Raw genomic sequence first — 22,042 nt, 5'->3', positions numbered from 1 at the left:
AGGCAGCGAGCGCCCGGAGGTCGTTCCGGCTGAAGCCGGAGCGCCTTTGTTAAGAAAGATGTGAGTAAGGCATAGCTCTTAAGAAGGGGGGGACAAGAGTATTCAAAGTCCCCCTTGTTAAGGGGAATTTAGGGGGATCGAAACTTCATGTTGTCAAACAGATGCAATCCGACGCTCGATCGCATTATAGAATCGATCGCCCATATCACCCATCGAAACCTCAATTAACGCTTGATTGTCAGCACTCACAACCCGCAAAGGTGATTCAGCACAGCAAACTAAACCAATTTTCTGCCACATTTTGGTCAAATGTTCTTGCAGGTAAGACTCCCAAATTTCTTGATTTTTTGGGGCGACTGAAACTACAATGCAGTTGCCCATTTCACCAAACAAAATTTCATCCCAGCGCCCGACTTTTTCCGAATTGAAACTGAGATGGATTTCGGCACCCATTTTAGCAGAGATACAGCATTCCGCGAGGGCGATCGCAATTCCACCTTCCGCACAATCATGGGCAGAACCTACCCAACCTTGCCGAATTCCATCGCGACAAACCGATTGCACTTTTCTTTCTAGCTCAAAATCTATCCTTGGCGGTTTCCCAGCTACAATCCCGTGAATTGCCGCTAAATATTCCGAACCTCCGAGAGTAGGAGAAGTTTCGATTTTTGAGCTTTCAGATAAAAGTTCTGAGTTTTGGGATGATTCCCCCATTCCCAGCAGATAAATTAAATCACCTTTCTTTAGCCACGCTTGGCCGCAAATCTTCTTCAAATCGGGAATTAACCCCACCATTCCGATTACCGGAGTCGGATAAATTGGTTGAGGATTTCCCTCAGCATCAACAGTTTCATTGTAAAGAGAAACATTGCCGCCAGTCACAGGCGTTCCCAACTCCCGACAAGCATCAGCAATCCCGCGACAAGCTGAGGCTAACTGCCAATATCCGATAGGCTTTTCAGGACTGCCAAAATTCAAATTATCAGTAACTGCCAGAGGTTCAGCACCCACACAACTTAAATTTCTCGCTGCTTCCGCTACGACTGCTTTTGCACCTTCATAAGGATCGAGATAAACATAACGAGAATTGCAATCAACCGTTGCAGCAACTCCAGGAATCATCCCCAGGGGCGCTTCCTCCTTGCTAAGGGGGGGAGAAACTTTTGGAGTTTCCCTACCTTGTGCCTTTGTAAATAGAGGAATTACTTCTTCTTCCTGTTTGCTTTCGGAAGCTAGAGAAACAGCATTTTCTCTCTGTAGATCCCCCTTAGCAAGGGGGTGTACTTCTAGCCCGTTACCGAGAGAAGATTGGCAAGGTTCTAGCGGACGCAATCTGACAACCGCAGCATCAGCGCCGCCGGGTAAAACAACAGTATTGTTTTGCACTTGATGGTCGTATTGGCGATAAACCCAGCGTTTAGAAGCGATGGTGGGAGTATCTAAAAGCGTCAGCAAAATCTGATTCCAAGTTTGGAAATTGCCGTTAATTTCGATACCTGTAACTGTGGATTGTGGCAGGGAATCCGCCGTCCATTCCCATGCTTTTTTAGCATATTCGGGCGGTTCTGTCAACAGTTCTCGGTGATAAATTGGCGTGTTATCTGCCAAAGCAGTGGCGGTAATTTCGGCAGCGATTTCGCCTTTAAATAGAATTCGGACGATCGGCTTTTCGATAACTGTCCCCGCTACTACCGCGTGCAATCCCCAGCGGTGGAAAATATCGATTAATTCCTGTTCCCGTCCTTTTTGGGCCACAAACAACATCCGTTCTTGGGATTCCGAAAGCAGGTATTCGTAGGGAATCATGCCGCTTTCTCGAACGGGAACTTTGTCTAAATCAAACTCAATGCCGACGCCGCCTTTGGCTGCCATTTCTGATGTCGAACAGGTAATTCCGGCTGCACCCATATCTTGGGCGGCGACGACTGCACCAGTTTTGAATGCTTCTAAACAAGCTTCAATTAAGGATTTTTCTAAAAATGGATCTCCTACTTGGACTGCGGGGCGATCGTCCATTGATTTGTCGGTCAATTCTGCACTGGCAAAACTTGCTCCTCCCATGCCATCTCGCCCGGTAGTTGAACCGACGTACAGCACGGGATTTCCGATGCCCGATGCCCCGGATTTTACGATTTCTTGAGTTTCCATTAAACCCAAGGCCATAACGTTAACTAGCGGGTTGCCGGAATAGGCAGGATCGAAGTAAACTTCGCCGCCAACTGTGGGTACTCCGATGCAATTTCCATAATGAGAAATTCCCGATACTACGCCTTTGAACAATCTCTGAGTTTTAGCGTCGTCTAAGTTGCCGAAACGCAGGGAATTCAAAAGTGCGATCGGGCGTGCACCCATTGTGAAGATATCGCGGAGAATGCCGCCGACACCGGTTGCTGCACCTTGGAAAGGTTCGACTGCTGAGGGGTGGTTGTGGGATTCAATTTTGAAGGCGAGTTGCAAGCCGTCTCCCAAGTCTACGACGCCGGCATTTTCTCCAGGCCCGACGAGAATTCGATCGCCCTCTGTGGGAAACTGTTTTAATAGCGGCCGCGAATTTTTGTAACAGCAGTGTTCGCTCCACATAACGCCGAACATTCCCAATTCAGCTTTATTAGGATGGCGACCGAGACGCTGAACGATTTCTTCATATTCTTCAGGTGTGAGTCTTTCACCGGCAATTTGTTCGGGGGAAAATGGAGATTCGGAGATGGGAGACATGGAAACTCGTTATAAACCACAGGCTTTATTCTAAATGCCCTGTGCTTGGTTAATCTAAAATCTATAATCTAAAATCTATAATCCTAGGTCTTTGGGTTGCTAACCTAAAATCTAAAATCTAAAATCTAAAATCTAAAATCGAATGACTTTACCTCGAAATCTCAATTTTGCTAACCAAAACTTGCGGAACCGTTCTTTTAAAGGGCTTGACTTGTCAGGGGCGAATTTCAGCGGTTGCGACATTCGAGGCTGCAATTTCACCGGGGCGATTTTGAGGGGGGCAAATTTTCAGGGTGTCAGAACCGGACAAAGCCGCAGGCGGGTGAGAAATTTGATTGCTAGGGCTGGGGTGACAGCGGTGACAGTGACGGCGGCTGGGGCTTTGACTGGACTGATAGCCGGGGCGGATGCGGGGGCTGTGGCTGTGGCTGGAACCGCTGCGACGGCGATTGCTGCGACTCGGTGCGAGGCTGGGATTGTGGCGGGGGCTGTGGCTGGGGCTGCTGCTGCGATCGGGGCTAGCGGTATTGTGACATTTTTGGGCGGAGATACTATCAGGGGAATTGTCTTATTTTTGGTTTCTGGGGTAATTCTTGGGTTAACGGCGATCGGCTTTTTTATTGCTGTTGAAGAAATAGAAAAATTGTCGGTAACGTCGTTTAGAAAAGCTGATTTAACTGATGCTGTATTCGATCCGGGGGCGGTTCTAGATGCAGATTTTTCCGATGCGCGAGGAGTGCCCTGGTAGACAACCTGCTTCTAAAATCTAAAATCTAAAATCAGATGACTAAGTTTCCCCACGATCAGTTTGCAAAAGAATACCTGCAAGAGTTATTGTCGCCTCTTGGAGAAGTAGAAACGAGCAAAAATGTCACTGCTGAAGTTAGAGAAATTGATGTTTGGTTTCAACCAACTTCTTTTGAGGGCGAATATGTCCAAAGTTTGGGTTTGTTAGGTAAAATGGCTGCAACGGTGGCGATAATTGAACCGTTTCGCAATCCTGTGACTGCTGAGGGAATTTTTAGCTGTGTCGTTAAGTTATTAAATAGTAGGGCAGAACTGGGGCGGCGCGCTAATCGACAAGATCAACGTTTTGACGAAAGACAATTACCGATGTTGTGGATTCTCACTCCTACTGCTTCGGAAGCTTTATTAAATAGTTTTGGTTTTCGGACTCCTGAAGAGTCTGAGGGCTGGGGGAGAGGAGTTTATTTTTTATCTGAGGTTTGGAGAGTTGGCTTAATCGCTATTCACCAGCTAGCGAGGACTCCAGAGACTATGTGGTTGCGGATGTTGGGTAGGGGCCGGGTGCAGCAAGGGGCGATCGCAGAATTAACAGCATTTCCCGTCAACGATCCGCTCCGAGCTAATGCGCTACAATTACTTTACACCTTGCAAGCAAATTTGCAAGCGAATACACCAACTAATCCCACAATGGATGATGAAGATCAGGAGTTAGTTATGGCGATCGTACCCCTTTTTCAACAACATTTACAAGAAGCACGACTACAAGGTCTTGAACAAGGTCTTGAACGAGGCCTTGAACGAGGTCTTGAACGAGGAAGAGAAGAAGGAAGAGAAGAAGGAAGAGAAGAAGGAAGAGAAGAAGGACAGCGATTGATTTTAGAGAGTTTCTTGCAGGTCAGATTTGGGGAGTTAGACCCGCTAACTGTCACCTTTTTGCGCCCGGTATCGGCTCTACCTACTGCCGAGTTTACTATGTTGTTAGTCCAATTATCTATGCTGCCGATCGCACAAATCGATCGCCAACAAGTCCACAATTTGCTAGCGGAAAGTGTTTTGAACAACCGCTTCAGCGAATCAGGACAAGAAGGACGCCCGGTTAATCTCATCCCCAATTTGCTCGGCTTATCCCCAGAAAATTTATCATTACTGCTGTCAGAATTGCCTCAATTATCGCTGGAAAATCTGATAGCTAGATTACCCAATACACTTGAAAACTAACAAGGTGGCGAGAAGCCCGACTTCTTAAACAAGTCCGGGTTCTGGGTGTATAATCAGAGACTGTGGTAATTTGTCATTTGCCGATGAAATTGCGATCGTTCTTTTCTTTCCTCATTGCTGGCGTCTTGGCACTCTTAGGCTTGAGTGCCGGTGGTTTTTACTGGCTGACAACTCAAACTCCCCTGAATTTGCTCGCCGGCGGGCCGACAACTACTCCGGCTGCGGCTGTGTTTGTCTCGAAACAAGCACCTTTGTTAGCATCTATGCTGGTAAATCCCGATCGCCTCGAAGCATTGCGACAAGTTTTTGCCACTCCCGAAGAAAGAAGTCGATCGCACGCGGAATTTGAGCAAATCAAAAAGAGTTTCCTCGCCAGTACAGACCTCGATTACAGTAAAGATATCCAACCTTGGATAGGTGACGAAATTACTCTCGCCGTCACAAAGCCAGATTTCGATGGCGACAGCAGCAACGGCCAACAAGCCGGGTTTTTGCTGGCCGTTTCCTCCCAAAATGTCGATCGCAGCCAACAATTTCTCGACTCCTACTGGCGAAAACAAGCTCGTGCCGATAAAACAGTTCATTCGGAACTATATAAAGGGGTTAGAATTAATTATAAACAAGCACTAACAGCAAAGAAAAAATCTGCTTCGCTTTCGCTTTTTAACCCGTTTTCTCTGCCGAATTCAAAGTTGCCAGCCAGCTTCGCAACAGCCGCAATCGGCGGTAATTTAAATTCAGGGACTAACCAAAATTTTGTTTTATTTTCCAATAGCCCCAGTGTGATTCGAGATGCAATTAATAACGTTGAATCAGCTAACCTAAATCTCAACAATACCCCGGAATATCAAAAAGCTTTGCAGCAGCTAACTCAAGGCAGAATCGCTTTAGCATTTGTCAATCTCCCGCAATCAGCAACCGAGCAAAATCCCCAAGTTTCTCTTAATTCCCTCGCAGTTGCTGTCGGAGTCAACCGACGGGGATTGCTGGCTCAAACTGCTTTAGTGACATCGCGAGAAAACACAGCTTCTCCAACACTCTCCGAACCTGTGCAAGCCTTGCAATACATTCCCTCAGCCAGTCCTTTCGCCGTCGCCAGCACCGATTTAAGGAATTTTTGGGCTGATTTGTCATCGGCGGTTTCCACTAATGCAGAAGTCTCAAATTTAGTCGATCGCACTCTCGCAGATATTCAGCAAGTTTGGGGCGTCAACCTGCCCCAGGATATATTTGACTGGGTACAAGGAGAATACGCCTTAGCAGTGCTTCCGAATTCGTCAAATAGTGCTGACTGGATTTTCGCCGCCGAAAACTCTGCTGATTCCCAAAAGGCGATCGGCAAACTCGATGAAATTGCCCGCAGCAAAGAATACAGCATCGGCAGCTTCACTCTCAGAAACCAGAAAATTACCGCTTGGACGCAGTTGACAACGAACCCAAATTATGGAATTGAAAATAATAGAAAAAGTGCGATCGAAACTGAGGCAAAAGGAGTCCGAGCCACCGTCGGCAAATACGAAATTTTCACCACCTCAGTAGAAGCAATGGACGCAGCACTAGAAGCAGCCGCAACAGGTTCTTTAGTTGCCAATCAAGATTTTCAAACCAGCATTGAACCTCTGCCGCCATCTAACGACGGCTATTTTTATTTAGACTGGCCATCCAGCAGGGGAATTTGGGAAAAACAAATCCCGCTGTTGAGGTTAATTGAACTTTCGGCAAGACCATTGTTCGACCACTTGCGATCGCTCACCGTCACCAGTACGGGAGAAATAACAGGAATTCGCAAAGCTACAATATTTATGCGGCTGAATTAGTCATTAGGAAGAAGGAAGAAGGAAGAAGGAAGAAGGAAGAAGGAAAAACAAGAAACTATGCCCAATTCCCAATTCCCAATAACTAAGGACTAATCACTACTGACTCCTTTACCTTTTTCTGTTTCCCAAAATAAGTTTGAAACACGTCTTTGGCGATCGGGGCCGCCGCCATAGAACCATAACCGCCATTTTCCACAACCACGGCGATCGCAATTTCCGGTTTCTCAGCGGGCCCGAAGGCCACATAGAGTGAGTGATCGTTCTGTCCGATCACCTCCGAAGTCCCAGTTTTGCCCGCCGTCAGCGGAATCGTACCGTCATTCATCCCCTGTCCAGTACCCTCGGCAACCACCGCGATCAGTCCTTCCTTAATCACCTTAATCGTCGAAGGCTTCATCCCCGTATGTACCGATTTAGTCTCCGCTGTACCGGTCATAGAAGTCAAAAGATGAGGCTTCACTCGATAGCCCCCATTAGCGATCGAACTCACCATCACTGCCGCCTCCAAAGGAGTCACCAACACCAACCCCTGACCGATCGACATCGTTACCGTATCACCCGCATACCAAGGTTCTTTATAGATTTTCTCCTTCTCGGCCGGCGTCGGGATTTGACCGTGATCTCCGCCGCCGAGCCCCAAAAGCTTCAAATCCGTCTCCTTGCCAATTCCCAAGCGCCGTCCCCACTTAGCAATTTGCTCCGGCCCCACACTCATCCCCACTTGATAAAAAAACGTATTGCTGCTGAAAGCCAAAGCCTCCCGAAAACCTATGTCGCCGTAACCGCCGCTGTGTTCGTTAAAATCAATTCCCCCCACAGTAATGTAAGACGAAGTACCGAGAATTGAGTCCGGCGAAAACTTGCCCGACTCCATGCCCGCGACGGAAGTCACAATTTTAAAAGTGCTACCGGGGGGATAGCCTTGCATGGCCCGATTCAAAAATGGATTTTCCGGATCTTGAAGAGTTTCCCACTCATCCTTAGTGATTTTTCGGGTAAACAGATTGGGGTCAAAAGTCGGGTGGCTAGCCAGAACTAATACCGCGCCGGTTTTGACATCCAGGGCCACTACTGCTCCCCGCCGGTACCCCAGGGCTTTTTCGGCTGCTTTTTGCATTTCCAAGTCTATGGTTAGCTGCACCGATTCACCGGGCTTGGGCGGTGTCTCTCCCATCAGCCGCAATTCTTGATTTTGGGCATTTACCTCGATCAGCCGATCGCCCCAAACTCCCGCAATCTGCTTGTTAGAACTCGCTTCTATGCCCATCTGACCGACAATCATCCCCATCGGATATTCCGGGTGAGCTTCTAAGTCTGCTGCGGTAGCTTCGCCAATATATCCGAGAACGTGAGCCGCTAAACTGCCTTCGGGATAGTAGCGGTTCGCTTCTGGCCGCACTTCCACTCCCCGCATTTGTCCCACCTGTTCTGCTAGCGGCACAAACACCTCTGGCGGCATCGCTTGCTTGATCCGCACCGGTCTGTAGGATAGAGGATCGACCTGTTTTAATTTTTGTAAAATTTCTTTGGTCGGAATTTTAACCAGCGGACTCAATTTTTCTGCTGTCGCTTTCCACTCTTCCGGCGTTTGTTCTTTCGGCCACAAATATACCGATCGAGCTAAATTGTTTGCTGCTAGCAGCTTGCCTTTGCGATCGATAATGTGTCCGCGATTTGCCGGCATTGGCACTAGGCGAACGCGATTGTTTTCGGCTCGTTCCCGGTTTTGCTTCCCTTGTACCAGTTGCAATTCCACCAGCCGACTAGCGTGCAGGCCCAGCAAACCGGTTGCCAGCAGCATGAACACGATCGCCCGGTGTATCGGACGATCCTGTTTTTTAGGAGTTTCCCCCAGGGTTTTGTCAGAAGAGTGAAATCCTGATATCGAATAAATTTGTCGTTGCATCATTCTATAGGTAGATGTCAAATCCTAGAGTTTAGATTCCTGATTGTCAATTGTGAAGTATACATCATCAGACCGGGGGCAATCGGACATTAACCGTTGGGGGAAGGGGAATGATTGACAATTAACTTTTGACTGATAACTAATAACTCCTGACTGCTGAGTGCTGACTAATCCCCCAAGCACCAAGAAATCGCCAGCAAAATCAAGGTCAGGCTCAGCCAATTAGGGAGGTGGAACCAGCCTAATAGACCCATAGGTAACAATACCAAAACCTGTGTCAATAGAGAACAGATCCCCACCAGCAAGGCAAGCAGTATCAAATCGATCATCTTAACAGCGTATAATTTCGGATGTGAGCCGATCGCGTGTGGCAGAACTCGGAGTGGCACTCGGAGCGCGATCGTACAGGTGATTGTCCTGATAGAAATAAGGAGCAAGAGCCATGAGGTTTTGAACTAATTAAAAAAAAATTGTTCTTCCTCCAGAGTTCGGATTCTAGGGGCTGCGATGGGTAAATTCTGAGTTGTGATTTTAAGTTGTGACCGAGGAGTATTGCCATGTTGTTTAATCCGCGAGCCCATTTCAAAAACGGTGCGATCTTGGCGGCGATCGCCGCTGGCGTCGCCCTACCAGTTTTAGCAGAAACAGCCAATTTCGGCACCTTAACTTTATCGCGAGGTTTTGGCTCCCCAACAGCAGTTTTGAGAGGTTCCACAGGCGGCTCGTACTCTTTATCTGCCATTGCTAACGCCGATCGCCACAAAAACAAATGTTTGGGTTTTGCCACTCCAACTCCCGACCACATCATAGTCTTGCAGCAAGACTTTTCAAAACTCACAATCCAAGTCAACAGCGGGGGAAAAGACACAACCTTACTAATACAAGGACCCAACGGTAACACGGTGCGCTGCGGAGACGATACAGGTCAAAATAAAGATGCTGGCATTGTGGATACGGGCTGGGGAGCAGGCTCTTACAGGATTTGGGTCGGTTCTTTAGAACCCGGAGTAAAGTCAAATTATACCGTTTCAGTACAAGAGTTAGACTAAATTGCCAAATAGTTTGCTAAACTTGTCTATAATTGACCAAACAAAAAACCCTGGGTAAGCTTAATTATGTTTGCCGTCAAACGAGGGCTAAAATTGAATAACAACGAAGCGACTTTGATGGCCAAAAACGCAGAATTTCGGCGCGCGGTATTTAATAATTTCGGGTTTAGCTTGCGAACCAAAATGTAGATTGAGGGTAAACTTTCAGACTCGAAGGTGATTGATTAGGTGAAAAAAGTTCTCACCAACCACGTCAAGAAGCAACCTAAATTCGCTTGGATGGATCAGTTGTCGGGACGAGTTTACCAGAACGCCTTAATTGATCTCAAAGATGCGTTTAGTCGATATCGTTCTGGGAAAGCAGGTCATCCGACATTCGCTAGCAGTCGCCATGCTCAATCTTTTACAGTCGATTCATCCAATGGGAAATTTCTCCTAAGCGTTGGCAACACAATTAAGATTCCTACCTTGGGAACGTTTCGGCTTTACGAAGCCCGCTTAATGCGGTTTCGTGTCTCAAACTTTCACGCTCTCAAAATAAGGCAGTCGCTGGTGGGTCTCGTTTTGTGTTGATGCAGAACGCTTGCCAGTTCAGCAATCTCAATCAACTGTAGGAATTGACGCGGGCGTTAAATATGCGGCCACACTTTCAAACCAGCAAGTCTTTAATGCACCAAAACCGTTGAAGCAAAGGTTCAAAGAACCAGCGTAAAACTTACAAGCAAATCAGCCGAATTCACGCGCAAATAGCTTGTATTCGTAAAGATTTCCTCCACAAGTTAACAACTTACTTAGCCAAGACTTTAAATTTAATCAAGATTGTAGACTTGAATGTCTTGGGGATGATGGCTAATCACAAGCTGAGGGGGGCGATATCCGATCAGGGCTTTTACGAGTTCAAGCGTCCACTCGATTACAAATGCAAAATGTATGGATCAACTTTAGTGCTAGTAGACCAATGGTTGCCTAATTCTAAAACCTGTTCTAACTCTGGAAGCAAAAAAGATATGCCACGCTCGTCTTCGGACTTATGATTGTCCTGCTTCTGGTAGATATATCGATCGCGAACTCAACGCCAGTATGAATATTTTGAACTGGGAACCCTCGGCGGTCGGGGGATAGCCTGCGGATCTTGGGATTAGCCGTCTACCCAACAGCGTAGGAAGTAAACTCGGACGATCTAAAGATGGCTTTAGATAAGTTTAGATAAGTTTTACAAAGCAGAAAGAAGAAGTTATTCGTTAGTTGCCACCAATTCCCCATGGCCCATGGCCCATGCCCAATTCCCCACTCAGAAACTCTCCCCCTCTCCCACTCTCCCCCCATCCGGTAAAATTGAAAGTGGCGTGTTTAACCAAAATTGGTAACTCTGAAAGTGCTAAAGACCCTTAGAGCTGACTTCAGTATAATTTTCGATCGCGACCCTGCCGCTCGCAACTGGCTGGAAGTTTTGTTTTGCTACCCCGGTCTTCAGGCCCTAGTGCTGCACCGCCTCGCACACTGGCTTTACGTGCTGGGACTTCCCTTCATTCCCCGCTTGATTTCGCACATTGCTCGTTTTTTGACCGGAATTGAAATTCACCCGGGGGCAACGATCGGCAAAAGCGTCTTCATCGACCACGGTATGGGGGTTGTGATCGGCGAAACAGCGATTATCGGCGATTTTGCCCTAATTTACCAAGGTGTCACCCTTGGCGGAACAGGCAAGGAAAGCGGCAAGCGTCACCCTACCGTCGGCGAAAATGTAGTTGTCGGTGCCGGCGCCAAGGTACTCGGCAATCTCCTAATTGGCAACAACGTTCGCATCGGCGCAGGTTCCGTCGTGCTCCGGGACGTACCATCTGACTGTACGGTTGTAGGGATTCCCGGCCGCATCGTCTATCGGTCGGGAGTGCGGGTCAATCCCCTAGAACACGGCAGTTTGCCGGATTCGGAAGCTGTGGTAATTCGCTCTTTGCTCGATCGCATCGAGTCCCTCGAACAGCAAGTAAAAAGTTTGCTTCCTCAAGCATCTGTCTCCTTAAATTCTGTTCCCAATTCGCCTTCAGCATTCCCAACTTTAAATCAAACCAGCAATGTAGCTGTAGCTGAAAAAACCAAATTAGCAGTTGCCACCACTTGTCAGTTAAAAGATAAAGCAATTCAAGAGTTTTTTGACGGCACCGGCATCTGAGGAGTGAAAAATTAAAAGTTAAAAATCCCAATCTCTGTTTTTAATTTTTAATTTTTAATTTTTCACGGATTAACCGATCGCACAGACCAATTTCCCTCCGCGTCGCGCCGATAAAGCGACCGATTCTGCGGTTCCCCCCGCAATTCCAACAAATCGACAGTTTCCGGTTCTAACAACAGCAAGCAAAAATTAGGCAGCGGTTCGATCGCATTTGGGGAAGCAGAATCAAAAGCACCAGCCTCCGCTTTGTCTTCCCCCGGATGCGGCCAAGCAAACTGAGATCTAGCCGCCTCTGAAAGCTCCTGCCAAGCTGTGCGGCGCGACGAGCACAACTCTGCCTCTGGATAATCTGCCCCTACCAAAATCAGTTGTCCAGCAATCCGAAATTGTTCGCGAGTTTTGGGGAAATACCAGCAAATTTCCCCCCAAGGATAGAGGTTAATTTCCTCAGCCTTTTCACTGCGAATATCTGTAATAAATTTCAACTGATTAGTATCTCCTAAAAAGCCTCGAAACACCACAGTGCGGTTAGCCGGACGGCCGGTGGCGCGAACAGTTGCTAGTTGCAAGTAGCGGGCAAAAGCAAGACTGCGGTTGCGGTGGAGGGCGCGAGCTAAGGGCGATCGCCAAAGTGCTAAAGACATAATTAATAACCTATCATATGGGTAATGGGTAATTGGTAATGGGTAATTGGTAATGGGTAATTAGTGCCTTTTCCCTTCTGCCTCCTGCTTCTGTCCCCTAAACTCACAATTTACAACTCTTAAAATCTTGCTATTGGTAATTTTATGTCAAATTCACTTTCAAAACTCAAAACTATTGAAACTCCCCACAGCGGCTACCACTGGGACGGCAGTTCCAGGCGTTTTTTTGAAGGTTGGTACTATCGAATAACATTACCGATTCACGGACAATCCTTTGCATTCATGTATTCCATCGAAGACCCCAGAGGCGGTCAACCTTACAGCGGCGGTGCAACTCAAATTCTCGGTCCGAAAGATAGCTATTTGTGCCGCACCTTCCCCGATGTAAATAAGTTTTGGGCGCACCGAGAAAGCTTGGGTTTTGGACATTGGGGCAAAACAGATTTACAAATTAAACCGCAATATTTAGCTCCGCAAATATTCGACAGTCGCGTCGAAGAAGGGTATCAAGCTACTGCTACTTTGAATCAAGGTTATCTGCACGATCCGGGAAGCGGCAGCCGCTGTTTTTGGCAGTACGAAATTCAACCTATTTACGGCTGGGGTAACTCAGATGATATCCAGAAGTCTACGGCGGGAATGCTATCTTTTCTGCCCGTATTTGAACCGGGCTGGCAAATTTTAATGGCTCACGGTTTAGCCACGGGCTGGATTGATTGGAACGGCGAACGCTACCAATTTAAAGATGCTCCCGCTTACAGCGAAAAAAACTGGGGCGGTGCTTTTCCGCAAAAGTGGTTTTGGATTAATTGCAATTGTTTTCAAGGCGAAAAGGATTTAGCTTTAACCGCAGGCGGCGGGAAGCGGGGCGTGCTGTGGTGGATGGAATCGGTAGCAATGATTTGTCTGCATTACCGAGGAAAATTTTACGAATTTGTGCCGTGGAATTCGCAAGTTAGTTGGAATATTGAACCTTGGGGAAGCTGGAAAATGCAGGCTAGAAACAGCCAGTTTGAAGTTGAGTTAAGTGGCACTACAAAGAGTTCTGGTACTTATGTGCGAACTCCTACTGAAAAAGGCATGGCTTTTTGCTGCCGGGATACGACGCACGGCGAATTGCGCTTGCAACTGCGAGAATTGTTGGGGGGAAATGTTGAAAAAAATGGCAAGCAGCGTTCTAGAATTATCTTAGAGGCTCAAAGTTATTTATCTGGTTTGGAGGTTGGGGGCGGGCCTTGGGATGAAGTTTGGCGATCGAATTAAGTCATTAGTCATTAGTCAGCAATCAGTTAATAGTTAACAGTTAACAGTAGTCTGAACAGCCATGAGCAATTTACTCGGTTTGCAATTAGGTGAATTTTACCGCAGCCAGCGGTTACAACAAGCTCTCAAGGTGATTTTGGGACTAATTTTATGTTTTGGTACAATCTTGGTGCCGGCGGCAATTGCTAGTGCTGGCGGTGATTTGTCTCGCCAACCAGTCACCGAAATTACTGTTAGTTTAGGTAACGAAGCTGGGGAACTTAAGTTTTTTCCCAATCTGCTAGAATTTGAATCGGGCAAGCGCTATAAATTAGTGCTGACAAATCCCAGTTCGCAGAAACATTATTTCACTGCCAAAAACTTTGCTGATGCGAGTTGGACTCAAAAAGTTGAAGCTGGTAATGTGGAAATTAAAGGAAGTATTCACGAACTGGAACTTAAACCGGGCGCTATGGCAGAATGGGTGTTTGTTCCCATGAAATCGGGAAGTTACAACCTGCGGTGTACGGTAGCCGGACATACAGAGGCGGGGATGATTGGGAAAATTACGATCGCCTCTTAACGCCAGTCTCCCTCGCCTCACCGGACATCCTATTAAATTCCCATTAATTACCGACAAACAATCGATCGAACTTTCGGGCCTTCTACACGCTTTTCAAGTAGACTCTAGCGGAGCCATTGTCAGTCCAGCACGGCTCAATTGCATATGATAAAGTTCTGCTTGCTCTTGCGGGCCAACCCAGACGGTTGCCTGGCCTTCGTGGTGGATTTGGTTGGCGAGTTTCCAAGCTCGATCGCTCGTCATCCCTGGAATGTATTTCGTCAAACATTCCACAACGTGCTGAAATGTGTTGAAATCGTCGTTGAGGACTATTACCCGATAGTTGGGATAAGGTTTGCGGGTAACTTGACTCGATCGAACGGGTGCTATGGTTGGTGAAGAGGTCATCGCGCGAACAGCCACTAAAACTACAAAATTCGTAAAACAGTTACCGACGACACTATAACACAATTTCAGAATTTTTTAACTACTACGAAGTAGTTCGATCGGCTTCGGCGTTTATTTTCACTGCTGCGCCCTGCGTTGCACCGCGCCCGTCAAACTCAAGTTAATACTTATCTCAAAAAAGACTAAAGTCCTCACTACGAACCTATGAAGTTTGTAGTGAGGACTTTAGTCCTCAAACTCAGATGCTACTAAGCCGCAGCCAAATTTGCTGCTGCGAAATCCCAGTTAGCCAAATTATCCAAGAAATTAGTAATGTAGTCGGGACGGCGGTTTTGGAAATCCAAATAATAAGCGTGTTCCCACACATCCAAAGTCAGCAACGGAGTTTGGCCGTGTGCTACCGGGGTGTCAGCGTTAGCAGTTTTGGTAACTTTCAAAGTGCCGTTGTCTAAAACTAGCCAAGCCCAGCCGCTACCGAACTGAGTTGTCGCAGCAGTCTTGAATTCTTCTTTGAATTTGTCGAAGCTGCCGAAGTCAGCGTTAATTTTGTCAGCTAAAGCTCCTGTCGGAGTGCCGCCACCGCCCGGTGCGAGGGAATTCCAGAAAAAATTGTGGTTCCAAACTTGACCTGCATTGTTGAAAATGCCGGCTTTGGATGGGTCTTTAGCAGATTCCTTGACAATTTCTTCAAGGGATTTGCTCGCCATTTCCGTCCCTTCAATCAGTTTGTTGAGGTTGGTCACGTAAGCAGCGTGGTGCTTGTCGTGATGGAACGAAAACGTTTCGGCAGACATATGATCTGACTCTAGGGCGTCAGGGGCAAAGGGTAATGGTGCGAGTTCAAATGCCATTGTGTTCAATCCTCTCTGGATTACTTTTGGTTTTTCGGTTGACTTTCCGGCTTTTGTATGATTAAAGCCGAGAGTCGCTAGCTTGAGTTTATCAAGCTGTGGTCAATAATTCTTTACAATTTTCCTATTTTATAGCAGTTGCAGCATTTCAGCATTGAGACTTCTATTTTTTAGATATCAAAGCTACTTATTGCCGACTTCAGCTAGCATAAAGTCTCACTAAATGTCAAGCCACCTGAGATGCAAATAAAAGTGTGTGTGAAATTGTCAGCCGAGCGAAATTTTATGAGACTGATAAAGAGATTAAACCTGTAAATTGTCAAAGATTAACCTAAGTTCAATTAAGCTGTAAGAAAGTCAAACAACTTGCAGGATATGTCAATGGAAAAGCGTTTAAACAACTCGTCCAGTCACCCTCCTCAATGGTTGAATTAGCAATTACTCGTCACCGCTCTGGAAACATTCCAAGACTTAATTGTAATTTCTCTATGTATTAGTTTGTTTTGTTTCATGGTGCTAGAACTGCGAGAAATGTTCTTCTCGCTGCTACCTCATTTGAATTTCCAGGAAGTCACGGCAGGCAGATATTTTATTTCTATTAGTTTTAGTGGAATTATTTCGGTTGTTAATTATTTATTTCCCACAACAAAGAGTTTCTATCGGCGTAGCTGTGGAATTTTGTATTGTATCAGTTTTGGGAGAAGTGCTCGTGCGGGAAGTGCTGGAAACTCCCTGGGTTCAAACATTATCAACAGGTGCCTTTTTGCGGATTTTGGGACTGTTGTTGGTAGTCCGAGTTTGGTGGCCACCAACCTTCGAGGGAATTGACCCGGAACGTCGCATGGCTAGCAGAAAGATAAATTTTTCAGACCATGAATCTTCTGCCGCATCTGTTGCAGTCAATAGCAAGTTTAACTCTCATTGAATATGGCATGACAGGCGATTTTAGATTTTAAATTTACTCTGATATTGCTTGTCACATTACCAGCCATAATTTCCCGTAAAACTGAGATGTTGCACCATTGTCAAGAACGGGCTCTCCGGCCCGTTCCACAAAGAGTAGATTTTCTGGTAGCGTGGGCAGGAGAACCCACCCAAAAAAGGATTATTGAGAAGGATGCAAGATGTGAGATCAAATCAACCTGCAAACACAAGCTTCATCAGTCATTCCCAATTATTCTAATCTAAAATCTAAAATCTAAAATGGTATTACCCGTTCACCTGCAATTCCCCCAAACGAGCCAACACTTCTTTCGAGTGAATAGCCGGATTTATCTTCACAAAAGTTTCCCGCAAAACGCCTTCAGGGTCAATAATAAAACTGTGTCGCGCCGAGATAAAACTCATCCAAGAACCGTAAGCTTTACTCACTTTGCCGTCGGTATCAGCTAACAGGGGAAATTTTAAACCTTCCGAATCGCAAAATTCCGCGTGAGAGTTGACATCATCAGCGCTAATGCCGATAATTTGAGTATTCTTTGCCAAGTATTTCGGCAAGTCTTGCTGAAATCTCCGGGCTTCGATCGTACAACCCGATGTAAAGTCTTTCGGATAGAAATAGACTACCAGCCACTTACCGCGATAATCGGAGAGGGAGACTTGTCCGTCTCCGCTGTTTGTCGGCAAAGAAAACTCCGGCGCTGGTTGATTTAGCGGAGGAAGCTTGCCGCCGAGGGCAAAGGCGGGGGAGGGAAAATTAAAACTTAGAAAGGCTAGACAAACTGCCAATAAAGTGATAAAAAACTTGCGGCGAGACATCATAAATTTAGAAGTAGAACTGTACTTAACACAAGTTAACAGTTTTCTGATTAAATGGGTAAGGGCAATTCGCGGATTGCTTCTAAAACCCCAATATCACTCACTCAAATAGCAATTTACCCATGAGCGCTGCACTCCCGTTAACAGGCAAAGCTATAGTAGTCCAGATAATTAACGGTCAACCCGTTGCGATCGAAGTAGACGGCACTAATGCCCCGATTACTGGGGGAAATTTTGTTGACTTAGTTGAACGCGGCATTTACGACGGGGTGATGTTTCACCGAGTTGAGCGTCAGCCAGATCCTTTTGTGGTGCAAGGAGGCGATCCGCGCAGCAGGGATACGAGAATTCCGGCAAGTCAATTGGGAGCGGGTGATTTTATTGACCCGGATACCAATCAGGCGCGTTTTATTCCTTTGGAAATCAAGCCGCAAGGGGCCGCGCAACCTGTTTACAACCAAGTTGTCACCCAGACGCCACAGTTGCCGCACACTCGCGGGGCAGTGGCAATGGCTCGTTCTAATGCTTTGAATTCGGCTTCTTCGCAATTTTATTTTGCTTTGGATGCTTTGCCGTTTTTGGATGGTAAATATGCTGTTTTTGGCAACGTTGTTCAAGGTTTTGAAACGGTGAATGCGGTGCAGCAGGGCGATCGCATTTCGACTGCAAAAGTCGTTCAAGGAATCGTCCCCAGTCGGGTTTCTAGCATCATTACCGATGTTGAGTTCCTCAACGATTTCATTAACAGTACCAATTTGGTAAATCTGCCTTTGCGAGCCCTCAGATTGGCCAACACCCCGAACAACTATCAAGTCACTTCCCAAGACTCTCAGCAAAATCCCGGCGGTGTAGTGGGAGGTAGCGCAAACGATCGCATCCTCGGTGCACCCACGGATGAAGCAATTAACGGCAGCCAAGGTAACGATACCATCACTGGTGAAGTGGGTAACGACTTTTTGCGAGGTGGCAAAGGTAACGACTCCATTAGCGGCGGTGTTGGCAACGAGATTATCAACGGAAATCTCGGCGACGATAATCTCAATGGTGATGCTGGTGACGACTTTTTGCGGGGTGGCAGAGGAAACGATGTTTTAATCGGCGGCGATGGTAACGATGTTTTAATCGGCGATGTTGGCAGCGATACTCTCACCGGCGGTGGCGGTACTGATACGTTTGTTCTGGTTACGGGTGAAAATCTGGAGTTGGATGGGACGAGCGATATAATTCTTGATTTTAGGCCGGGAGATGGCGATCGTATTGGCTTAACCAGCGGTTTATCCAACACCTCATTCACCCAATCAGGCAGCAACACACTCATTCAATTTGGAGGAGTGACTTTGGGTGTCGTTCAAAATGCCACCCCCGCAGCCGTTCAAAATGCTGCTTTTGCAATTAACTTTTCTAATGCTGTCGTTGCCGATAACTTGCCTTCCAGAGACGCCGCCTTGAGTATTGGCTAACTTTAACAAGACTGACGCAATAATTATAGCTGTAAGGTGCGCGGTGCGCACCTTACCAATTCCCAATTCCCAATTCAACTAATACCATAGCTTTGTAATTTTAGAAACTGCATCTTGATAATAATCCATTCTCCCCTGCAGCTTAAAAAGCCCTGCTGCTTTCTGAAAATCCTCAAATGCTCCCTGAACCTCTCTCAATTTATATCTAGTCACTCCTCGGTTGAAGTAAGCTTTAGCAAAATCGCGATCGAGGCGAATTGCTGACTCAAAGTCAGCTAGTGCTGCCAGGGAATTTTGCATTTGCAGGCGGATAGCACCTCGGTTAAAATAAGCTTGGGTGAAATTGGGGTTGAGCCGCAGTGCCGAGTTGTAATCGGCGATCGCCGCAGTATAATCTTTTAAACGAGTCAGCATAAACCCTCGATTGCTGTAATACTTGGCTCGGCAAGGATTGAGTTCGATGGCGGTAGTTACATCTTCTACGGCAAACTGTTTTTCGCCTAATTTATAGCGGGCCATACCTCGATCGTTGTAAGCTGACGCGAATTGCGGATTAATGTTAATTGTGGCAGTAAAATTTTTAATCGCACCGTGCAAGTCTTGTTGTTTGAGCTTTTTTAAACCCTGAGTGTAAAACTTTCTGGTGCTAGCTTTTAAAATTGCCTCTTGTCGAGATTCAGCTTGCTCGGCCGAAAATACTTTGCCTGCAATATTAGGGAATCGCAAAGATTCGATCGAATGGAAAATAGTTGTGACAACTAATTGGCTCGGGAGAATGGGGATTGTAGGCATGAGAGGGGAAATGTTCAACTGTATGCTCTCATTTTCCTCGATATTTTACATATTGGCAGTGATATCCATACTCTCAGGAACGTGATATGTTTGATGAGATTCGGTGATGCTGGGGCTTGAGTTGTGTGAGGAGAGTTCGGCTTAGTTAGTGATGCCGATCGCAATTAAGAAAAATTAAGCCTACAACCGTTTAAATATAAGCTTTTTAGGCTAGCTGAACGGTTTCTTGATTCCCATATTCAGCAGTCCCTACCAGGATTGTTTGCAGGTATGCCCCTGCAGGAGCGATCGCAACTGCCCGCCACCAGTATTACTTTGTAGCGATATTCTGTCCGTAAATCCCGATCGAGCTTGCGGTCATCTTATACCGGGTTTTTCGGAAAAATATTAGTTTGGCAGCCAGGCATCTGTGAAGCAAGCGTGTTTCTCACTCAAAGCGCGTCTAAGACTGCCTGAGTTAAGTTTGTGCCTGCGCCCACCCTGATTAACATTTCACTAATATTTTTGAGTAATCTTGCTGAGGAAAGTTGCAGGTTATTTGTTATGCTTTGATTAGACATCAATAGTTTATGGCGCAAATTAGTGTCAATGAAAAGAGTTATGAGGTTGAAAATTTGGTTCGCAACAGTGTTGGCGATCGTCCTGTTCACTCTCAACTTAACTCCTCCTGTTATGGCAGCAAATGCGGAGGATTTGAGTCAGCTATTAAAAGATAATTGGTGCGTCAGTTTTTTGTGGAAGCAGTGCGATTTGAATGCTGTCGATTTGCGGGGAGCTAATCTCCAAGAAGCCAACTTGTCCGGCGCAAATTTGTCCGGCGCAAATTTGTCCGGTGCTAACTTAAAAAATGCTGACCTTTCAGGGGCAGACCTCAGCGGGGCTAATTTAGCAAATGCTGATATTTTAGGCACGGATCTGAGTCGAGCAAATTTGACAGAAGCTAATCTTAACTCCACAAAATTGTGGGATGCTAATCTGACCTTGGCAAATCTGAGTCGCGCCAATTTACAAGATGCTAATTTGTTAGATTCTAGACTTTGGGGAAGCAATCTCACCCAAGCTAATTTAACGAATGCGACGCTGCACGGTGCTGATTTGCAATATGCTAATTTTGCCGACAGTAATTTGACTGGTGCTGACTTGCACAGCTTCTTTTTCCGAGGTTCCAAACAAGTCACAAATTTGAGCAATGCTAATTTAGAAGGCGCTATTTTAGCAGGAGCAAATCTCAGAGGTGCGGTGCTGGCCGGGGCAATAATGCCAGACGGGTCTATTAATGAAGAAAGTGGCTTTAATTTAAAGTAAAGTTAAATTAAAGTCTGTCTGAATAATTTGCCTAACAAGCTTTCGGGCAGATTTCGCAGTCAAGGAATTATCTGGTGCAATACCCTGCGCCCGTTGCCAACAGCTTGTTGAGGATGCTGTCAAGATATCAATTTAACCAGGGTGCGATCGACCTTTCAACTCCCAAGCAGCGCCCGTTGCCAACAGCTTGTTGAGGATGCTGTCAAGATATCAATTTAAGCCAGGGTGCGATCGACCTTTTAGCTCCCAACCAGTAAATATCGCTAAAATCTTAAATCTCAAACCGAACCTGCGCGCATCTGTTACAATTTTCAACAAAGCCAGAACAGCCCCGAACCTGAAGTCACCTGCCTAGGGATACCAGCCCCCGACAGGAGTCGTGAAGAGCAAAAATATTAGATATTTAGTTTAAGCTCCCAGATTCATCTGTAGAGTCCCTCTAAAATCTAAAATCTAAAATCGATCGGCTGTGGAGTCAATCTAAAATCTAAAATCGATCGGCTGTGGAGTCAATCTAAAATCTAAAATCTAAAATCGATCGGCTGTGGAGTCAATCTAAAATCTAAAATCTAAAATCTAAAATCTAAAATCGACTGATGGAAACCCTGCAAACTCAACTTTACGAACTCGCACAATTTGCTAATAATTTAGTAAATACTCAACTGACAAACCTCAGTCTAGTCAGCGTCGGAGTCATCTTTCTGGCAGGGTTGCTAACGAGCTTAACGCCCTGTATGCTTTCAATGTTGCCGATCACGATCGGTTACATCGGCGGATACGAAGCAAAAAGCCGCCTGCAAGCCGCCGCCCAGTCGGCTTGGTTTTCCCTGGGATTGGCCACAACCCTCGCAGGTTTAGGTATTGTGGCATCATTTGCCGGACAAGTTTATGGGAAAATTGGCCTGGGTTTACCGATTCTTGTCAGCATTATTGCTATTCTAATGGGGCTGAATTTACTCGAAGCTTTACCCTTACAAATGCCGTCTTTCGACGCTGTGGGGTGGGTGCCGAAAGATTTACCGGCGGGCGTGCGATCGTACTTATTGGGATTAACTTTTGGTTTAGTAGCGTCTCCGTGCAGCACGCCGGTTTTAGCTACGCTATTAGCTTGGGTTTCCAAAACGGGAGATACCGTTTTAGGTGGTGTGTTGCTGCTGTTTTACGCTGCTGGCTACGTCGCTCCGCTGATTATAGCAGGTACTTTTACTGCTAGCATTAAAAAGTTGTTAGAATTGCGTAGGTGGTCGAGTTGGATTACGCCTGTTAGCGGCGTTTTGCTAGTAGGATTTGGCGTTTTCTCTCTGCTTTCCCGCATACTTCCTGTGTAAGCTTCGTAGTAAGGACTTCAGTCCTTATTTAAGGATATAGCAAACACTACGGAATGCGTGAATTAAG

20 protein-coding genes are annotated in these 22,042 nt (G+C 46.3%); 13 read left to right on the top strand and 7 right to left on the bottom strand.

What is annotated here, in order from left to right:
- Positions 1 to 153 precede the first annotated feature (153 nt).
- Positions 154 to 2,715, bottom strand: coding sequence for a phosphoribosylformylglycinamidine synthase subunit PurL (purL, locus tag QUB30_RS27320; protein WP_333340126.1), 2,562 nt, complete (start codon positions 2,713 to 2,715; stop codon positions 154 to 156).
- Positions 2,716 to 2,857: 142 nt separating this feature from the next.
- Here purL and QUB30_RS27315 point away from each other — a divergent pair, with 142 nt between their 5' ends.
- The 3 genes from QUB30_RS27315 (at position 2,858) to QUB30_RS27305 (ending at position 6,497) form a co-directional block, all read left to right on the top strand.
- Positions 2,858 to 3,463 (top strand): pentapeptide repeat-containing protein, encoded by a 606-nt coding sequence (locus QUB30_RS27315; RefSeq protein WP_333136823.1) that lies wholly within the window; start codon positions 2,858 to 2,860, stop codon positions 3,461 to 3,463.
- Between the two features lie 35 nt (positions 3,464 to 3,498).
- Positions 3,499 to 4,680, top strand: a complete 1,182-nt coding sequence (locus QUB30_RS27310) for a flagellar assembly protein H (RefSeq protein ID WP_333340122.1) — start codon at positions 3,499 to 3,501, stop codon at positions 4,678 to 4,680.
- Positions 4,681 to 4,742: 62 nt separating this feature from the next.
- On the top strand, positions 4,743 to 6,497 hold the full coding sequence (locus tag QUB30_RS27305; RefSeq protein WP_333340121.1) for a DUF3352 domain-containing protein: 1,755 nt from the start codon (positions 4,743 to 4,745) through the stop codon (positions 6,495 to 6,497).
- Between the two features lie 82 nt (positions 6,498 to 6,579).
- Here the strand turns inward: QUB30_RS27305 and mrdA are convergent, their stop codons facing one another.
- Positions 6,580 to 8,406: a penicillin-binding protein 2 gene (mrdA, locus tag QUB30_RS27300; RefSeq protein WP_333340118.1), complete on the bottom strand. Its 1,827-nt coding sequence runs from the start codon at positions 8,404 to 8,406 to the stop codon at positions 6,580 to 6,582.
- A 554-nt stretch (positions 8,407 to 8,960) separates the two neighbouring features.
- On the opposite strand from mrdA, the gene QUB30_RS27295 reads away from it, so the two are divergent.
- From QUB30_RS27295 to cysE, 4 genes are all read left to right on the top strand, one after another.
- Positions 8,961 to 9,452 (top strand): hypothetical protein, encoded by a 492-nt coding sequence (locus QUB30_RS27295; RefSeq protein WP_333340115.1) that lies wholly within the window; start codon positions 8,961 to 8,963, stop codon positions 9,450 to 9,452.
- A gap of 228 nt (positions 9,453 to 9,680) precedes the next feature.
- Positions 9,681 to 10,025, top strand: a complete 345-nt coding sequence (locus QUB30_RS27290) for a hypothetical protein (RefSeq protein ID WP_333340112.1) — start codon at positions 9,681 to 9,683, stop codon at positions 10,023 to 10,025.
- A gap of 152 nt (positions 10,026 to 10,177) precedes the next feature.
- Complete coding sequence (locus tag QUB30_RS27285) at positions 10,178 to 10,486, top strand: IS200/IS605 family accessory protein TnpB-related protein (RefSeq protein WP_333340131.1); 309 nt, start codon at positions 10,178 to 10,180, stop codon at positions 10,484 to 10,486.
- A gap of 341 nt (positions 10,487 to 10,827) precedes the next feature.
- On the top strand, positions 10,828 to 11,625 hold the full coding sequence (cysE, locus tag QUB30_RS27280; protein ID WP_333340109.1) for a serine O-acetyltransferase: 798 nt from the start codon (positions 10,828 to 10,830) through the stop codon (positions 11,623 to 11,625).
- Between the two features lie 62 nt (positions 11,626 to 11,687).
- Here the strand turns inward: cysE and QUB30_RS27275 are convergent, their stop codons facing one another.
- Positions 11,688 to 12,269, bottom strand: a complete 582-nt coding sequence (locus QUB30_RS27275; protein ID WP_333340107.1) for an Npun_F5749 family FMN-dependent PPOX-type flavoprotein — start codon at positions 12,267 to 12,269, stop codon at positions 11,688 to 11,690.
- Positions 12,270 to 12,413: 144 nt separating this feature from the next.
- Here QUB30_RS27275 and QUB30_RS27270 point away from each other — a divergent pair, with 144 nt between their 5' ends.
- Together QUB30_RS27270 and QUB30_RS27265 are read left to right on the top strand one after the other, a co-directional pair.
- Positions 12,414 to 13,532 carry a tocopherol cyclase family protein gene (locus tag QUB30_RS27270; RefSeq protein ID WP_333340104.1) on the top strand — a complete coding sequence of 373 codons (1,119 nt, stop codon included), beginning with the start codon at positions 12,414 to 12,416 and terminating at the stop codon, positions 13,530 to 13,532.
- Positions 13,533 to 13,593: 61 nt separating this feature from the next.
- The gene (locus QUB30_RS27265) at positions 13,594 to 14,094 is read left to right on the top strand and encodes a plastocyanin/azurin family copper-binding protein (RefSeq protein WP_333340101.1); all 501 of its coding nucleotides are present in this window, start codon (positions 13,594 to 13,596) and stop codon (positions 14,092 to 14,094) included.
- 93 nt (positions 14,095 to 14,187) lie between these two features.
- Here QUB30_RS27265 and clpS read toward each other — a convergent pair whose 3' ends face one another.
- A complete protein-coding gene (gene clpS / locus QUB30_RS27260) occupies positions 14,188 to 14,481 on the bottom strand; it encodes an ATP-dependent Clp protease adapter ClpS (protein WP_172185659.1) in 294 nt (97 codons plus the stop codon).
- 248 nt (positions 14,482 to 14,729) lie between these two features.
- Complete coding sequence (locus QUB30_RS27255; RefSeq protein ID WP_333340098.1) at positions 14,730 to 15,332, bottom strand: superoxide dismutase; 603 nt, start codon at positions 15,330 to 15,332, stop codon at positions 14,730 to 14,732.
- A gap of 622 nt (positions 15,333 to 15,954) precedes the next feature.
- On the opposite strand from QUB30_RS27255, the gene QUB30_RS27250 reads away from it, so the two are divergent.
- Positions 15,955 to 16,257 (top strand): hypothetical protein, encoded by a 303-nt coding sequence (locus QUB30_RS27250; protein WP_333340095.1) that lies wholly within the window; start codon positions 15,955 to 15,957, stop codon positions 16,255 to 16,257.
- A 284-nt stretch (positions 16,258 to 16,541) separates the two neighbouring features.
- On the opposite strand, the gene QUB30_RS27245 is transcribed toward QUB30_RS27250, so the two are convergent.
- Positions 16,542 to 17,093, bottom strand: a complete 552-nt coding sequence (locus QUB30_RS27245; RefSeq protein ID WP_333340093.1) for a peroxiredoxin — start codon at positions 17,091 to 17,093, stop codon at positions 16,542 to 16,544.
- A gap of 119 nt (positions 17,094 to 17,212) precedes the next feature.
- On the opposite strand from QUB30_RS27245, the gene QUB30_RS27240 reads away from it, so the two are divergent.
- Complete coding sequence (locus QUB30_RS27240; RefSeq protein WP_333340090.1) at positions 17,213 to 18,550, top strand: peptidylprolyl isomerase; 1,338 nt, start codon at positions 17,213 to 17,215, stop codon at positions 18,548 to 18,550.
- 78 nt (positions 18,551 to 18,628) lie between these two features.
- On the opposite strand, the gene QUB30_RS27235 is transcribed toward QUB30_RS27240, so the two are convergent.
- Positions 18,629 to 19,342: a tetratricopeptide repeat protein gene (locus QUB30_RS27235; RefSeq protein ID WP_333340087.1), complete on the bottom strand. Its 714-nt coding sequence runs from the start codon at positions 19,340 to 19,342 to the stop codon at positions 18,629 to 18,631.
- A gap of 600 nt (positions 19,343 to 19,942) precedes the next feature.
- On the opposite strand from QUB30_RS27235, the gene QUB30_RS27230 reads away from it, so the two are divergent.
- A complete protein-coding gene (locus tag QUB30_RS27230) occupies positions 19,943 to 20,647 on the top strand; it encodes a pentapeptide repeat-containing protein (protein ID WP_445300555.1) in 705 nt (234 codons plus the stop codon).
- Between the two features lie 596 nt (positions 20,648 to 21,243).
- Positions 21,244 to 21,975 (top strand): cytochrome c biogenesis protein CcdA, encoded by a 732-nt coding sequence (locus QUB30_RS27225; protein WP_445300554.1) that lies wholly within the window; start codon positions 21,244 to 21,246, stop codon positions 21,973 to 21,975.
- Positions 21,976 to 22,042: the final 67 nt, after the last annotated feature.

Source organism: Microcoleus sp. BROC3, from assembly GCF_036702515.1.
Taxonomy (GTDB): Bacteria; Cyanobacteriota; Cyanobacteriia; order Cyanobacteriales; family Microcoleaceae; genus Microcoleus.
Note: the sequence above shows the minus strand (reverse complement) of the source record. Positions and strands in the feature narration are given on the sequence as shown.